Origin of the sequence: Streptomyces netropsis (genome assembly GCF_014203545.1) — a bacterium.
In the GTDB taxonomy this organism is placed as follows: domain Bacteria; phylum Actinomycetota; class Actinomycetes; order Streptomycetales; family Streptomycetaceae; genus Streptomyces; species Streptomyces netropsis.
On record NZ_JACHJG010000016.1, the window covers coordinates 64,107 to 78,160 of the forward strand.

The 14,054-nt window shown below is 73.6% G+C and carries 16 protein-coding genes; 9 read left to right on the forward strand and 7 right to left on the reverse strand.

Annotated elements, in window-relative coordinates:
* Positions 1 to 36: 36 nt before the first annotated feature.
* A complete protein-coding gene (locus FHS38_RS29775) occupies positions 37 to 1,338 on the reverse strand; it encodes a polysaccharide deacetylase family protein (RefSeq protein WP_373301861.1) in 1,302 nt (433 codons plus the stop codon).
* Positions 1,339 to 1,380: 42 nt separating this feature from the next.
* Complete coding sequence (locus FHS38_RS29780) at positions 1,381 to 2,139, reverse strand: peptidyl-tRNA hydrolase (protein WP_184738816.1); 759 nt, start codon at positions 2,137 to 2,139, stop codon at positions 1,381 to 1,383.
* A gap of 54 nt (positions 2,140 to 2,193) precedes the next feature.
* Here FHS38_RS29780 and FHS38_RS29785 point away from each other — a divergent pair, with 54 nt between their 5' ends.
* From FHS38_RS29785 to FHS38_RS29795, 3 genes are read left to right on the forward strand one after another with little or no spacing between them, the layout of a single operon-like run.
* On the forward strand, positions 2,194 to 3,129 hold the full coding sequence (locus tag FHS38_RS29785) for an ATP-binding cassette domain-containing protein (protein ID WP_184738818.1): 936 nt from the start codon (positions 2,194 to 2,196) through the stop codon (positions 3,127 to 3,129).
* Positions 3,126 to 3,803 carry an ABC transporter gene (locus tag FHS38_RS29790; protein ID WP_184738820.1) on the forward strand — a complete coding sequence of 226 codons (678 nt, stop codon included), beginning with the start codon at positions 3,126 to 3,128 and terminating at the stop codon, positions 3,801 to 3,803. The genes FHS38_RS29785 and FHS38_RS29790 overlap by 4 nt, the downstream gene beginning before the upstream one ends.
* A gap of 40 nt (positions 3,804 to 3,843) precedes the next feature.
* Positions 3,844 to 4,020 (forward strand): hypothetical protein, encoded by a 177-nt coding sequence (locus tag FHS38_RS29795; protein ID WP_184738822.1) that lies wholly within the window; start codon positions 3,844 to 3,846, stop codon positions 4,018 to 4,020.
* A gap of 15 nt (positions 4,021 to 4,035) precedes the next feature.
* Here the strand turns inward: FHS38_RS29795 and FHS38_RS29800 are convergent, their stop codons facing one another.
* Complete coding sequence (locus FHS38_RS29800; RefSeq protein WP_373301860.1) at positions 4,036 to 4,935, reverse strand: polysaccharide deacetylase family protein; 900 nt, start codon at positions 4,933 to 4,935, stop codon at positions 4,036 to 4,038.
* A gap of 65 nt (positions 4,936 to 5,000) precedes the next feature.
* Positions 5,001 to 6,110: a cell division protein ZapE gene (gene zapE, locus FHS38_RS29805; RefSeq protein WP_184738824.1), complete on the reverse strand. Its 1,110-nt coding sequence runs from the start codon at positions 6,108 to 6,110 to the stop codon at positions 5,001 to 5,003.
* Between the two features lie 83 nt (positions 6,111 to 6,193).
* Between zapE and FHS38_RS29810 the strand changes: the two genes are divergently transcribed.
* The gene (locus tag FHS38_RS29810) at positions 6,194 to 6,970 is read left to right on the forward strand and encodes a pyrimidine reductase family protein (protein WP_184738826.1); all 777 of its coding nucleotides are present in this window, start codon (positions 6,194 to 6,196) and stop codon (positions 6,968 to 6,970) included.
* Between the two features lie 178 nt (positions 6,971 to 7,148).
* On the forward strand, positions 7,149 to 7,643 hold the full coding sequence (locus tag FHS38_RS29815; protein ID WP_221495516.1) for an indole-3-glycerol phosphate synthase: 495 nt from the start codon (positions 7,149 to 7,151) through the stop codon (positions 7,641 to 7,643).
* Positions 7,644 to 7,664: 21 nt separating this feature from the next.
* Here FHS38_RS29815 and FHS38_RS29820 read toward each other — a convergent pair whose 3' ends face one another.
* Entirely contained in the window at positions 7,665 to 8,321 is a 657-nt protein-coding gene (locus FHS38_RS29820) for an ABC transporter ATP-binding protein (protein WP_229822812.1), read from the reverse strand.
* 56 nt (positions 8,322 to 8,377) lie between these two features.
* Positions 8,378 to 9,457 (reverse strand): ABC transporter permease, encoded by a 1,080-nt coding sequence (locus FHS38_RS29825; RefSeq protein ID WP_184738831.1) that lies wholly within the window; start codon positions 9,455 to 9,457, stop codon positions 8,378 to 8,380.
* Between the two features lie 354 nt (positions 9,458 to 9,811).
* On the opposite strand from FHS38_RS29825, the gene FHS38_RS29830 reads away from it, so the two are divergent.
* The 4 genes from FHS38_RS29830 to msrB all read left to right on the forward strand — a co-directional run bounded on the left by FHS38_RS29830 (position 9,812) and on the right by msrB (position 13,681).
* Positions 9,812 to 11,062 carry a sensor histidine kinase gene (locus tag FHS38_RS29830; protein ID WP_184738833.1) on the forward strand — a complete coding sequence of 417 codons (1,251 nt, stop codon included), beginning with the start codon at positions 9,812 to 9,814 and terminating at the stop codon, positions 11,060 to 11,062.
* Positions 11,059 to 11,715 carry a response regulator gene (locus FHS38_RS29835; RefSeq protein ID WP_184738835.1) on the forward strand — a complete coding sequence of 219 codons (657 nt, stop codon included), beginning with the start codon at positions 11,059 to 11,061 and terminating at the stop codon, positions 11,713 to 11,715. Before FHS38_RS29830 ends, FHS38_RS29835 begins: the two co-directional genes overlap by 4 nt.
* A 97-nt stretch (positions 11,716 to 11,812) precedes the next feature.
* Positions 11,813 to 13,216 carry a UDP-N-acetylmuramate--L-alanine ligase gene (murC, locus tag FHS38_RS29840; RefSeq protein ID WP_184738837.1) on the forward strand — a complete coding sequence of 468 codons (1,404 nt, stop codon included), beginning with the start codon at positions 11,813 to 11,815 and terminating at the stop codon, positions 13,214 to 13,216.
* A gap of 57 nt (positions 13,217 to 13,273) precedes the next feature.
* The gene (msrB, locus tag FHS38_RS29845; RefSeq protein WP_184738839.1) at positions 13,274 to 13,681 is read left to right on the forward strand and encodes a peptide-methionine (R)-S-oxide reductase MsrB; all 408 of its coding nucleotides are present in this window, start codon (positions 13,274 to 13,276) and stop codon (positions 13,679 to 13,681) included.
* A 24-nt stretch (positions 13,682 to 13,705) separates the two neighbouring features.
* Here msrB and FHS38_RS29850 read toward each other — a convergent pair whose 3' ends face one another.
* The gene (locus FHS38_RS29850; RefSeq protein ID WP_184738841.1) at positions 13,706 to 14,002 is read right to left on the reverse strand and encodes a hypothetical protein; all 297 of its coding nucleotides are present in this window, start codon (positions 14,000 to 14,002) and stop codon (positions 13,706 to 13,708) included.
* Between the last annotated feature and the right edge of the window lie 52 nt (positions 14,003 to 14,054).

Below are 14,054 nucleotides of genomic sequence, written 5' to 3' on the forward strand. Positions count from 1 at the left end.
CGGCCCCCGACGCGGGGGCCGGGGCGCGGCCGGGGACTATTTGAGGAACGTCTGCCAGTTCGGCGCCTGTGCCGGGTCCAGGCCGCGCAGCTTCGTCAGCACCTTCGGGTCCTGCGCGTCCAGCCAGTCGGCGAGCTGCTTGAAGGACACGCACCGCACCCCGTCCCGCTTGCAGACCGACTTCACGACGTCCTCGACGGCCTTCATGTATATGCCGCCGTTCCAGTCCTCGAAGTGGTTGCCGACGAACATCGGTGCCCGGCTGCCGTTGTAGACCCGCTCGAAGCCGTTGAGGTAACCGTCCCGGGTCAGCTTCCGCCACTCGGCGTACTTGGCAGGGTCGCCCTTGGTCGTGCCGCCGGACTGGTTGTAGAGGAAATTGAAGTCCATGGACAGGACCTGCTTCTCGCTCTTCGGATACGGGAGCAGCTGCAGCGGGAAATTCCAGATGCCGTTGATCTGGGACGGCCAGAGCTGGAAGTCACCGGGCGAGCTGGCGTCGTAGCGCCAGCCGTAGGACTTCGCCGCCGTCAGGAGCGACTTCTGACCCTCCAGACAGGGGGCGCGGCCGCCCACCAGCTCCTTCTTGAAGTCGAAGGGCAGCGGCGGAAGGTCCTGGTAGCCCGTGTTCGTCTTCCAGTTCTGCACGAAGGAGTACGACTGATCGATCTCGCTCTTCCACTCGGCCGGGCTCCATTCGCCACCGCCCTTGGGCCCGCAGAAATGGCCGTTGAAGTGGGTGCCTATCTCGTTTCCGTCCAGCCACGCACCACGGAGCTGCGAGATGGTGTCCTTGATGTGCGGGTCGGTCGCGTAGGAGATCGCCGCGTCGCCAGGCTTGTGCTGCGGCGGCTTGTACAGCGTCGCCTTCGACTTCGGCAGCAGATACATCGAGCTGAGGAAGAACGTCATCTGCGCGTCGTTCTGCTTGGCGACCTCGCGGAAGTGCGCGAACAGGTTGTCGTCGCCCGACAGCGCGCCGTCCCAGGAGAAGACCACGAACTGCGGCGGCTTCTCGCCCGGCTTCAGCTTCTCGGCCTTCGGCTGCTTGGGCTGCGGACCGGTGTAGGACGTCGAGCCGTCGCCGAGCACCCTGACCTTGCCGTCCCACTTCTCTTCTTCCGGCTTCTTCTTCTGGGTGCCGCCGGCCCCGCTCCGCGCCGAGGTGTCCGCTTCCGGGGAGGCGGCGGTGTCCTTCCGGTCGTCCTTCTCGTTGGCGTCGCCGAACGCCAGCCCGGCGACGATCGCGAGCACGAGGGCCGAGGCGCCCAGGGTCTGCCCGGCGTACGAGAACCACTTTGACCGGTTGGGCTGATTCGCCCTATTCGCCCTCGTCAACTTCGTACTCCCTGGCGCCAGTACAGATGTTCCGGCCCAGTATCACCCGATGGTCGGACAACCCCGAAGTGTCGGGTGGTCCGCGACGACCGTGCACGACCCGGGCGCGATCTCGGTGAACCCCGCGTCCCGCACGACCGGCAGTCCGCTCGTCGTCAGCTCCGCCCAGCGCGCCGGGTCGGCGGTCCGCACCGACAGCGCGAAACCGGCTTCCCGCCAGGCCGCGCGCGCCGCTTCGTCCAGCCCCCACCAGGCGAGATGCGCTCCGTGCCCGGCCTGCGCCATCGCCTTGCCCGCCGACATGTCCAGGTCCGGGTTCAGCCACAGCACCGGCCGTGCGGGGTCCGGTGCGGCCGGGGGCTCGGGGTCGGCCAGGTCCGTGCCCGACACCTGAAGCTTGACCAGCTCCTTGGGCCAGCCGTCCAGCGGCACGGGCGGGAAGACCCGCACCTCGGCCGCCGCTCCCGTCACGGTGATCCCCGGCAGCTGTGCCGCCCGCCGCCACTCCGCACCGCGCGCCCGGCGCACCACCTTGCGGATCCGGGCGTCCTGCCAGTTCCGGACGGCTTGCGCCCACTCGCCCTCTTCGTCGCCCTCGCCCTGGGACCGCTCGTCGGAGAGCATGGCGAGCACCGCGCGCGCCGCCGTCTGAAGGGCGTCCGTACGGGACGGCGGCTCGGTCTTCTCGATCCGCACCACGAGCGGCAGGACGAACTGCGGGAACTCGTCGCGCGGGTCGGCGGCCCCGGTCCGGGCGGCGGTCTCGGAAACGGTCTCGGAAGCGGTGTCAGAGCTGGTCACGCCCCCAGTCTGCCAGCCGCTTCGAACGCGCAGCCGCCCGTTACTGTGTTGCCCATGAGACTGACGGGGGTCGGGCGTCGCTATGGGATCGGCGGCTCGTGGGTACTGCGGGGGGTCGACCTCGATGTGCGGCCGGGATCGCTGGTGCGCATCGAAGGCGCCAACGGCAGCGGCAAGTCCACGCTGCTGCGCCTGCTCGCCGGCATCGACGCCCCCACCACCGGCCGGATCACCGGCCGGCCGCGCACCGCGTTCGTCCCCGAGCGCTTTCCCGCCGCGCTGCCCTTCACGGCCATCGGCTATCTGACGATGCTCGGCCGCGTCCACGGTCTGAGCCGTTCCGCCGCCGCGAGCGCCGCCGCCCTATGGCTGGAGCGCTTCGGCGCCGCCGAGCACGCCCGTACCCGCCTGTCCGAACTCTCCAAGGGCAGCAGCCAGAAGGTCGCCGTGGCCCAGGGCCTGCTCGCCGACCCCGGCCTGCTCGTTCTCGACGAGGCCTGGACCGGTCTCGACCAGGCCTCCCGGGCCGTCCTCGACCGTGCCGTGACGGACCGCGTGGCGGCCGGAGCCACGGTCGTCTACGTCGACCACGACCCGGGCCGCCTGGCGGGCGTGCCCGACGCGGTCTTCCGCGTGGACGCGGGACGGCTGGTCGCGGTGGCCTCGGCGGGCACAGCAGGTGCCGCGGACCTACGGGACGGGCTCCCGGGCCCCCGGGGACGGTCCGCGGCCCGCCCCGCCGGTCCGCGGGTGAGTATCGAGGCCGAGGGGCCGTCCGGCGCCCACCTGCCCGAGGGACTGCCCGGCGATCCCGTGCACGGGCCCCTCGGCCCCGTGGCACCCGACGCGCCCGCCGTCCACCGCCTGACCGTCGCCGCCGCGCACTCGGACGCCCTGCTGCGGGCCCTCCTGGCGGCCCGCCCCGCGTGGCACATACGCGCCGTGACGACGACGGAGCCCGCCCACGTCGAAGGAGAGCCGGGCCGATGACCGCACTGCTCCGCTACCAGGCCGCCCTGCTGGCCCGCTCGCACCGGTGGCTGCCCCCGCTGCTGCTCTACCTGGCCCTCATGGCCATCGGGGTGCAGACCGGCGAGCCGATCCTGGACTCGCTCGGCTTCGCGGCGGCCGTGCTGCTGCCGGTGACCGCGTGGCTGGTGCGGGTGTGCGTGACGAACGAGCCGGGCGCCGCCCGGGACTGCGCGGCCGCCGCGGCCGGCCCGGCCCGCGTCCATCTCGCGGCGCTGCTCACCGCGCTGCTCGCCGCGACGGGCCTCGCCGTCGTGGGCACCGCGTTCGTCACGGCGGTCAGCGACCCGCGCGGCACCCGCCACGAGGACCTGCCGGTCTGGTCCGCGGCCGGGGCGGGGCTGCTGGCCGCCGTGACGTGTGTGCTGCTCGGGGCGGCGGTCGGGGCGGTCTGCAACCGGCCGGTGCTGCGCAGCACCGCGTGGGCGGTGCCGACGACCGTGCTCGGGGCGTTCGTGGTGCTGTTCGTCGGCGGATCGCCCGCGAGGGCCGCCGTGAACGGGCTGGTCAACGGCTCCCGGACCGCGACCGTGACCGTGCCGCTGGTGCCGCTCGCCGTGGCCGCCGTGCTCGCGGCGGCGGCCATGTCCGTGGCCTGCGCGCTCAGTGCGCGGCAGCCGGGCGGCGGGACGTGAGGGGCTCGTACGGACCGGTGGCCGAGAGAGACGGAGCGAGATGAACGACGGCACGGACGACGACATGAACGACGGCACGAACGACCGTCGGCCGACGGGCTTCGCGGACTGCGTGCAGTGCGGCGAGCCCACCGAATACCCCTCGGACCGGCCCGGCAGCACGCTGTGCCCGGTCTGCGCATGGCAGGAAGCCCAGCGGACGGCCTGTTCCGGCTGACGTGCCCTCGGACGGTCAGCGACCGGCGATCAGGTCGGAGACCCGGACGAACTCGTAGCCCCTGGCACGCAGTTCCGGCACGATCCGCCGGATCGCCTCCTCCGTGACCGGTGCCGCGCTGCGCGTGCAGTGCATCACCACCACCGAGCCGGGCTTCACCTGCGACAGCACCTCCCTGGCCACCGGGCCGGCCTGCTTGGCGAAGGCGTCGCCGCTGACCACGTCCCACTGCACGGCCGTCGCCTTCGTCGGGCCGATGGCGCGCAGCACGGCGTCGTTGTGACAGCCGCCGGGGAAGCGGAAGTACGGGACGGTGTTCTTGACCCCGGCGCGGCGGAAGGCGTCGAAGGCGCGCTCCACATCGGCGCGGGCGCCCTTGAGGGGGACGGTCGGCAGCTTGTAGCAGGGGGTGGAGAACGCGTGGTGCGCGTACGAGTGGTTGGCCACCTCGAAGAGCGGGTCGCCGCCGATGGAGCGGGCCTGCGCCGGGTACTGCTCCGCCCACTTGCCGGTCATGAAGACGGTGGCGGGCACCTTCAGCCGCCGCAGGGTCGCGATGAGCTGAGGATTGTCGAACCGCTCGCCCCGCGCCGCCCGCTCGTCCTGGTCCGCCGTCATGTCGGCGTCGAAGGTGAGGGCGACCCGCTTGCCGCCGTCGCGCTTGCCGTGCGAGAAGACGGGGGCGGCCCCGCCGGGCCCGGGCGGGAGGGTCGGCGCGGCCGACCCGCCGGCGGGCGTCGTGGGGGCCGTGGGCGCGGTGGGCGTCACCGCGGGGCGCGAGGCCGCGGCGGAGGGCTTCCCGGGCGCGGCGGCACCGGAGCCGTCCGCGCCGCAGGCCGCCAGCGTGCTGCACAGCAGCACGGCGGCGGCAGCGAGGACCCGCCGGGCACGCGGGGGATGGATCTTGGGGGACACGGGGGAACCGTATCGGACACATCATCCGAAGAACGCGCCCCCGGGTGCCGCCCCAGGATCCGCCGCTACTCCTTGACCAGCGACTTCGCGTCGCGGGCGAGGGCAGTGAGCCGCGATATGGCTCGGAAGTACTTCTTCTTGTACCCGCCGTTCAGCATCTCCTCGCTGAACAGTTCGTCGAACGGCCGGCCCGACGCCAGCACCGGGATCTCGCGGTCGTAGAGCCGGTCGGCGAGCACCACGAGCCGCAGCGCGGTCGACTGGTCCGGGATCGGCTCCACGCCGGTCAGGCACACGGCCCGCAGGGAGTCGCACATGGCGCCGTAGCGGCTCGGGTGCACCTTGGACAGGTGGTCGAGCAGAGCGGGGAAGTCGTCGAGCGAGGCGCCCTCCGTCGCGTGCGCCACCCGCTTGACGGTGTCGTCGTCGAACGGGGCCGGGGCCTCGGGCAGGCCGCGGTGGCGGTAGTCCTCACCGTCGATGCGCAGGGGGCGGAAGTGCGCGGACAGGCCCTGGATCTCGCGCAGGAAGTCGGCGGAGGCGAACCGGCCCTCGCCGAGCTTGCCCGGCAGCGTGTTGGACGTCGCGGCGAGCGCCACGCCCGCGTCGACCAGCTTGCCCAGCAGGGTCGAGACGAGCACGGTGTCGCCCGGGTCGTCCAGCTCGAATTCGTCGATGCACAGCAGCCGGTGGCCGCTCAGCGTCCGCACGGTCTGCTGGAAGCCCAGCGCGCCGACGAGGTTGGTCAGCTCCACGAAGGTGCCGAACGCCTTGTGCTCCGGGGCGGCGGGGGTGGCGTGCCAGAGGGAGGCCAGCAGGTGCGTCTTGCCGACGCCGTAGCCGCCGTCGAGGTAGACGCCGCGCGGGCCGGCGGGGACGGCGGGCTTCGCCTCGCGCCGGAACCAGCGCTTGCGCCCCGCGCCGCTCGCGCTCGCGCCGCCCCCGAGCCCGGCCGCGAAGCCGGCGAGCACCCGCACGGCCTCGGCCTGGCTGGGCTGGTTGGCGTCGGGGATGTAGTTGTCGAACCGCACCGAGTCGAAGCGCGGCGGCGGCACCATCTCGGCGACCAGGCGGTCGGCGGGCACGTGCGGTGCGCGGGAGGTCAGCGCGAGCGGCCCGTCGGCGGCGGGGTCGGCGGGGCCGGGGGAGGCGGGGGAAGCGGTGGAGGACGACACAACCGTCCAGGGTAGTCGCTGCGCGCGACACCCTCGGTCGAGGCGGCGGTGCGAGCCGTCCGGGGCGTGCCACACTGCCGCCTATGCGACGCCTGTTCCCCTCCCCGCTGGCCCCCTCCGACCTCGAAGACCGCGAATGGGGGCTGGACGAACTGGCGGACGCCTATGCCTACCCCGAGACGACGGGTGGCGGCGGGCGTCCGTGGCTGCGGGCCAACATGGTCTCCTCGCTCGACGGCGCCGCCCACCACGAGGGGCGCTCGCAGCCGCTGTCCTCCGAGGCCGACATGCGGATCTTCGGCACCCTGCGCGGCCTCGCCGACGCCGTCGTGGTCGGGGCCGAGACCGTACGGCAGGAGGGCTACCGCCCCGCGCGCGCCCGGGAGGCGTTCGCGGCGCGGCGGGCGGCGCTCGGCCAGCCCGTGGCGCCGGTGATCGCGGTCGTCAGCGCCGGGCTCGACCTGGACTTCTCGCTCCCCCTGTTCACCTCGCCCCTGGTGCCGACGATCGTGCTGACCGGTGAGGACGCCCCGGCGGGGCGGATCGCCGCGGCACGCGAGGCGGGCGCGGAGGTCGTCACGGCGGGCCAGGGGCGCCGCGTGGACCCCGCGCGGGTGCCGGCGGTGCTGGCCGAGCGGGGGCTGACACGGCTGCTCACGGAGGGCGGGCCACGGCTGCTGGGCCAGTTCGCGGGGGCGCGGGTGCTGGACGAGATGTGCCTGTCGCTGGCTCCGCTGGTCGCCGCCGGTACCGCGCCGCGCATCATGAACGGTCCGCCGCTCGCCGTGCCGGAACGATTCGCTCTCGCCTCCGTCATCGAGGAGGGCGGTTTTCTGTTCACCGGCTACCGGAGGGTCTGACAATCGGCGGAATTTACTGCTCCGGTTAGCTTCCGGTGGGCAGAATTGAGTCAGACGCGTCCTCGAGGGGCACGAGATCACAACAGGCGGGCCCATGGAGGGCACGCGCAGGATGGTTTCTGTTGGGCCCGGTGGCCCACGTAGCAGAAGGGCTCCCACCGTGTTCACGAGCGTATTGATGATCGAGCAACCGCTGTCCGTCACCGATGTCGAGTTCGTCACCACCCTCCACGACGACGCGATGTCCTTCGTGGTCCTGATGCAGCCCAGAGGTGCCGAGGACCGCCTGCTGCGGGCCATCGACGACGTGGCGCTCGGCGAGCTGGAGCAGGCTGTCCACGAGGCCGACGAGCCCGAGGGCGAGCAGGCCGTGCGGCCCGCCGCCCTCGCCCTCGAACACTCGCTCAGACTGCTCCGCGAGGCGGGCAGCGAGGCCGTGGGCCAGATCGTCGACGGTCACCCGCTGGACCTGCTGCGGTCCGTCGTGGACCAGACGCACGCCGACGAGGTGATCGTGCTGACCGCCCCGCACCTGGTCGAGGAGTTCTTCCACCGGGACTGGGCCTCGCGCGCCCGCCACAAGGTGGGTGTCCCCGTCCTCAAGCTCTACGCCCACAACGACGAGGACGAGACGGAGCGCAAGGACGAGAGCCGGGACGAGGGCACGGACTGACCGCCGGGGGCGGTGCGGGGGTCAGTCCAGGCGGCCGTCCCGCATGGACAGCACCCGGTCCGCGCGGCCGAGCAGCCCCCGGTCGTGCGTGACCAGGACCGTCGCCGTGCCGTGCGTACGCGTCACCTCGGCCAGCAGGTCCACGATCCGCGCACCGCGCTCGTGATCCAGGGCAGACGTCGGCTCGTCCACCAGCAGGACGGACGGGCCGGCGAACAGGGCGCGGGCGATGTTCACCCGCTGCCGCTCGCCCCCCGACAGCTCGTGCGGGCGGCGCCGGCGGCGGCCCGCGTCGAGCCCGACCGACTCCAGCAGCCCGGCCGCCCGTGCCCGCGCGGCCCGGACGTTCCCGCCCCGCAGGTGCTCCACCACCAGCAGCTGTTCCACGGCCGTCAGGGACGGCAGCAGGTTCGGCTGCTGGAACACGATGCCGATCCGCTCGCGCCGCAGCGCCGTACGCTCCCCGGCGCTCATTTCCGCGGTGTCCGCTCCGGCCACGACCACCCGGCCGGAGTCCGGGCGCAGCAGGGTCGCCGCCACCGCGAGCAGCGTCGACTTCCCGGAGCCGGACGGCCCCACGACGGCCGCCAGCTCGCCCGCCGCCACGGTCAGGGAGACCTCGTCCAGCGCGGTCAGCCTCCGCTCACCGTCCGGATAGGTGAGTTTCACGGCTTCCATCGACAGAACGGCTTCCCTCGACAAAACGACCTTCCTCGACGGAACGGACGCGGCGCTCATCGGCCGGCTCCCAACGCGGTCAGGGGATCCACGGACGTGATGCGGCGCACGGCCAGTGCCGAGCCCGCCAGCCCCAGCAGCACCATCGCCGCCACCGGCACGGCCGCCGTCGCCGCGCTCAGCTCGAACGGCACCGCGGCCGACGCCAGCGCACCGCCGGCCGCACCGGCCGCGCCGCCCAGCGCGGCCCCGGCCACCAGCACGACCAGCGCCTGGGCGAGGGCGTCGCGCACCAGATAGCCACTGCTCGCCCCCACGGCCTTGAGCACCGCCACATCCGGGCGCCGCTGCACCGTCCACACCGTGAAGAACGCCCCCACGACCAGCGCGCTCACCACGAACAGGAACCCCTGGACGAGCCGGAGCGTGCCGTGCTCGGCGGCGTAGCCGTCGATCCCGTCGAGCGCGTCCTCCACCGGGACCGCCTTCGTGGTCCCCGCGACGGCCCCGGCGGGCCGGCCGGGGCCGTCGACGGCGAGCGCGGTCGGCTGCCGCTGATGGCCGACCCCCTGCCAGGTCGCGAGCGTCGTCCACACGCTCGGCGCGTGCCCGTGGCTGCGGTCGGCGGTGACGCCCGAGACGGTCAGCTCGCGCGTGCCGAGCGTCACCCGGTCGCCCACCCGCAGCCCGCCGTCACGCGCGACGCTCCCGCTCACCGCCACCTGGCCGTCCCCGGGGGCGGAGCCGGTCAGCAGCGCGGGCCGCAGCCGCTGGGCCGAACCGATGACGCTCACCGACGTCGCCGTACGGTCGGCGGCCGCACGGCCCGCCGTCAGCCGGGTTATCGCGACGCCGAACGGCTCGGCGGACGTGACGCCCGGCGCCCGGCGCCACGCGCGGATCTGCCCGTCGTCGAGCGTGCTGTCGCCGAACGACACCTCGGGCGCGGCCCCGGGCGGGGCACCGAAGACGATCCGGTCCGCCGGCAGCCCGGAGACGGCCGACGTCGCCTCCCGGGCCAGTCCGTCGGTCAGACCGTAGAGAAAGACCACCAGCGTGGTGATGAGCGTGACCACCGAGCCCATCAGGGCGAACCGCCCCTTGGCGAAACGGATGTCACGGAGCGCGACGAACAACGGAACCCTCCCGGGGCTCTGGTCTGGACCCCTCCACCGTCCCGCGCGTGGTGCCCGCCGCCATCGGGGCAAGGAACGGTCCTCGCGCCGTCCGTCCGGTGCACGCGGAAATCAATCGAACGGTTGATGGGCGAGCGGGAGAGCCTCACGGAGGGTGCCCGTACGCTCGATGGGGTGAACCGAGCGAGCGACACCGCCCCGGCGGCGCGGGAGGGCGGGCCCCGGGTGCCCTCGGGCCCTGCGGACGGCCCCGCGGCGCCGGCGGCCGTGCCCCGCCCCGTGGGGCCGGCGGCCCCAGGCCTGACGACCAGACGGGGTGGCATGTGCGCGGGCCCGGTGGACGTGGCCGTACCCATGCCGTCGGGGTCTGAAGCCACGCCGGGCCCGATCTCCGCGCCCCCGCCCGCGACCGGGACCGCCCCCGCCAGGGGACCCGCGCTGCGGCTCGTCCGCCTCGCGCTGCACGGCGCGTTCTACGTCCTGCTCGCCGTCGCGCTCGGCCCCGCCCTCCTCGGGGCGAAGCCCGCGGCCGTCGTGGCACCCGGCCTCGTGCTCGCCGCCGTGTACGGCGTCGGCGCGGCACGGCAGCGGCTCACGGGCGGGCGCCCGGGGCTCTGGCTCGCGGCCGTCACCGCGCTGTGGCTCGGGCTCCTCGTCCTGGACCGGGGCTTCAGCTACGTCGTCTTCCCGCTCTTCTTCCTCTTCCTGCACACCCTGCCGGTGCGCTGGTCCCTGCCCGCCGTGGCCGCCGCCACCGCCGCCGTCGTGGCCGCACAGGCCACCGGACCCGGCGGCCTCACCGCCGCCAAGGTCATCGGCCCGACGGCCGGAGCGGCGGTCGCCGTCCTGACCGCCTACGGCTACGCGGCGCTCTACCGGGAGAGCCGTCAGCGGCAACGCCTGATCGACGACCTCATGCGCACCAGGGACGAACTGGCCGCCACCCAGCGCGAAGCGGGCCGGCTCGCCGAACGGCAGCGGCTCGCCCGCGAGATCCACGACACCCTCGCCCAGGGCCTGTCCAGCATCGTCCTGCTCGCCCGAGCCGCCGAGACCGCCGCCGGGGCGGGCGACGCCGACGCGGCACGCGCCCGCATGCGCGAGGTCGGGCGGACCGCGTCCGACAACCTCGCCGAAGCCCGCCGCTTCGTCCACGCCCTCACCCCGCCCGCCCTGGAGGACGCGCCCCTCCCCGAGGCGCTGCGCCGCGCCACCGCCCGTACGGTGCCGGGCGCCGTGTTCCACCTGGACGGCGAGCCCTGTCCGCTGCCCGTGGAGGCCGAGGTCGCCCTGCTGCGGCTGACGCAGGAGGCGCTCACCAACGTCGCCCGGCACGCGCGCGCCGACCTCACCGCGGTGACCCTCGCCTATCTCGACGAACAGGTGACCCTCGACATCTACGACGACGGCGTCGGCTTCACGCCCGGCGACGGGCCCGCCGACGGGCGCCGGACCTTCGGCCTGCACGGCATGCGCGAGCGCATCGCCGAACTCGGCGGCACCCTCACCGTCGAGTCCGCCCCCGGCGAGGGCACGGCCGTCGCGGCCGCCCTGCCGGTACCGGGGGCCGCCCGCGCCCACGGGGAAGCGCGGGTGAACGGGTGAGCGGCGTCAGCGGTGTCGTTCGGGTGCTCCTCGTCGACGACCACCCCGTGGTGCGGCGCGGGCTGCGGGCCATGGTGGACGACCTGCCCGAGGTGGAGGCGGTCGGCGAGGCCGCGGACGGCGCCGCCGCGCTGCGGCTGCTCGACGGCCTCGACCGGGGCGCGTGGCCCGACGTCGTGCTCATGGACCTCCAGATGGGCGACGGCATGCACGGCGTCGAGGCCACCCGCCGGATCACCGCCCTGCCGGACCCGCCCGCCGTGCTGATCCTCACGACCTACAGCACCGACGCCGACATCCTCGCCGCCGTGGAGGCCGGGGCCACCGGCTACCTCCTCAAGGACGCGGACCCCGAGGACGTCGTCGGCGCCGTGCGGGCCGCCGCCCGCGGCGAGACCGTCCTCGCCCCGCCCGTCGCCGCCCGGCTGCTCGGCCGGGTCCGGGCGGGCCGGCCCACCCTGTCGCCGCGCGAGCGGGAGATCCTGGGGCTCCTGGCCGAGGGGCTGGCCAACAAGCAGATCTCCCGCCGCCTGTTCATCAGCGAGGCCACCGTCAAGACGCACCTGGTGCACATCTACGACAAGCTCGACGTCGACAGCCGTACCGCCGCGATCGCCGCGGGCCTGGCCGGAGGCCTGATCCGCCCGGTATGACCGGTACGGGGCGGCCGTGGCCGGGGCGGTCGGCGGCGGGTGCAAGAATCGGTGCGCAAACGCAGGTACCTATTTCCGATCCCAGGGAGCACCGCACATGGCACCGGCCGTCCCCACGACGATGGACCGACCGCACTTCATCGGCATCGGCGGCGCCGGCATGTCGGGCATCGCGAAGATCCTCACGCAGCGCGGCGCGCGCGTCGCGGGCAGCGACGCGAAGGACTCCGCCACCGCCGAGGCGCTCCGCGCCCTGGGGGCGACCGTGCACATCGGGCACGCCGCCGGGCACCTGGCCGAGGACGCCACCTGCGTCGTCGTCTCCAGCGCCATCCGCGCCGACAACCCCGAGCTGGCGGCCGCCGCCGAGCGCGGCATCCCCGTCGTGCACCGCTCGGACGCGCTCGCCGGGCTGATGGAGGGCCTGCGCCCGATCGCCGTCGCCGGTACGCACGGCAAGACGACCACGACCTCGATGCTCGCGGTCTCCCTCGACGCCCTCGGCCTCGACCCCTCGTACGCCATCGGCGGCGACCTCGACGCCCCGGGCTCCAACGCCCGGCACGGCGCCGGCGAGATCTTCGTCGCCGAGGCGGACGAGAGCGACCGCAGCTTCCACAAGTACGCGCCCGAGGTCGCCATCATCCTCAACGTGGAGCTCGACCACCACGCGAACTACGCGTCGATGGACGAGATCTACGAGTCGTTCGAGACCTTCGTCGGCCGCCTCCGCCCCGGCGGCACCCTCGTCATCGCCGCCGACCAGGCGGGCGCCCGCGAGCTCACCGAGCGGCTCGCCCGGAACACGGCCCGCGAGGACATCGAGGTCGTCACCTACGGCGAGGCCGAGGACGCGGACGTACGGGTCCTCAAGGTCAACCCGCGCGGCCTGACCAGCGAGGTCACCGTCGTCATCAACGGCAAGGTGCTCACCTTCGCCGTCTCCGTCCCCGGCCGCCACTACGCGCACAACGCCGTCGCGGCCCTCGCCGCGGGCGTCGCGCTCGGTCTGCCGCTGCACAACCTCGCCTCCGCGCTCGGCAAGTACACCGGCGTCAAGCGCCGCCTCCAGCTCAAGGGCGAGGCGAAGGGCGTGCAGGTCATCGACTCCTACGCCCACCACCCCACCGAGATGACGGCGGACCTGGAGGCCATCCGCGGCGCCGCCACCGACGCGCGCCTGCTCGTGGTCTTCCAGCCGCACCTCTTCAGCCGCACCCAGGAGCTGGGCACCGAGATGGGACAGGCGCTGGCCCTCGCGGACGCGTCCGTGGTCCTCGACATCTACCCGGCGCGCGAGGAGCCGATCCCCGGCGTCACCAGCACCCTGATCATCGACGCGGCGCGGGCCGCGGGCGCGGACGTGCGCGCCGAGCACGACATGGCGGCCGTCGCCGACGTGATCGCGGGAATGGCCCGGCCCGGTGATCTCGTTCTGACCATGGGCGCCGGTGATGTGACGGACCTCGGTCCGAAGATCCTGGCCCGCCTGGAGAGCTGACCCCCGGTCGCGAGAGCGTGACCGGGAATGACCCGTCCTCACCGAAAGGCGCGCGAGATGTCGTACGAGGTCGAGAAGCCGGACGAGCAGTGGCGTGCGGAGCTGACCCCCGCGGAGTACCAGGTGCTCCGCCAGGCCGGCACCGAGCCCGCCTTTCGCGGTGAGTACACCGATACGAAGACGGCGGGGGTCTACTCCTGCCGGGCCTGTGGCGCGGAGCTGTTCCGCTCCACCGAGAAGTTCGAGAGCCACTGCGGCTGGCCGAGCTTCTACGACCCGAAGGACTCCTCCGCCGTCGAGCTGATCGAGGACCGCTCGCACGGCATGACCCGCACCGAGGTGCGCTGCGCGCGGTGCGGGTCCCACCTCGGCCACGTCTTCGAGGGCGAGGGCTACCCCACCCCGACCGACCAGCGGTACTGCATCAACTCGATCTCGCTGCGGCTGGAGCCGGCCGAGGGCTGAACCGACGGCCGAGGGGCCTTGACGTCAGATCCTGCCTGCGGCGGCCAGGCCCTTCTGGAGATCCTCGTAGTTCATCACCGGCTGGATGTGGACCTCCGCCTCCAGCTCGGTGAAGAAGGCTTCGAGGATCGGGGGCATCTGCGAGGAGTCCTGCATGTCGAAGACCATCATGCAGGCGCGCCCGCCGTCCATCGGGGCGAAGTAGGCGGCTTCGGGGTGGACGGCGCCCATGACCTCTTGCAGTACCTTCGGCAGCTTTCCGTTCTTGATGGCCTCGTTCCCCGCGCGGGTGTCCAGCCGGGCCTCCACTAGCATGCGCATGGCCCTCACTCCTTGGGCGGCGCACCCGCGCATGGCGTCTCGGCAGCGCTCG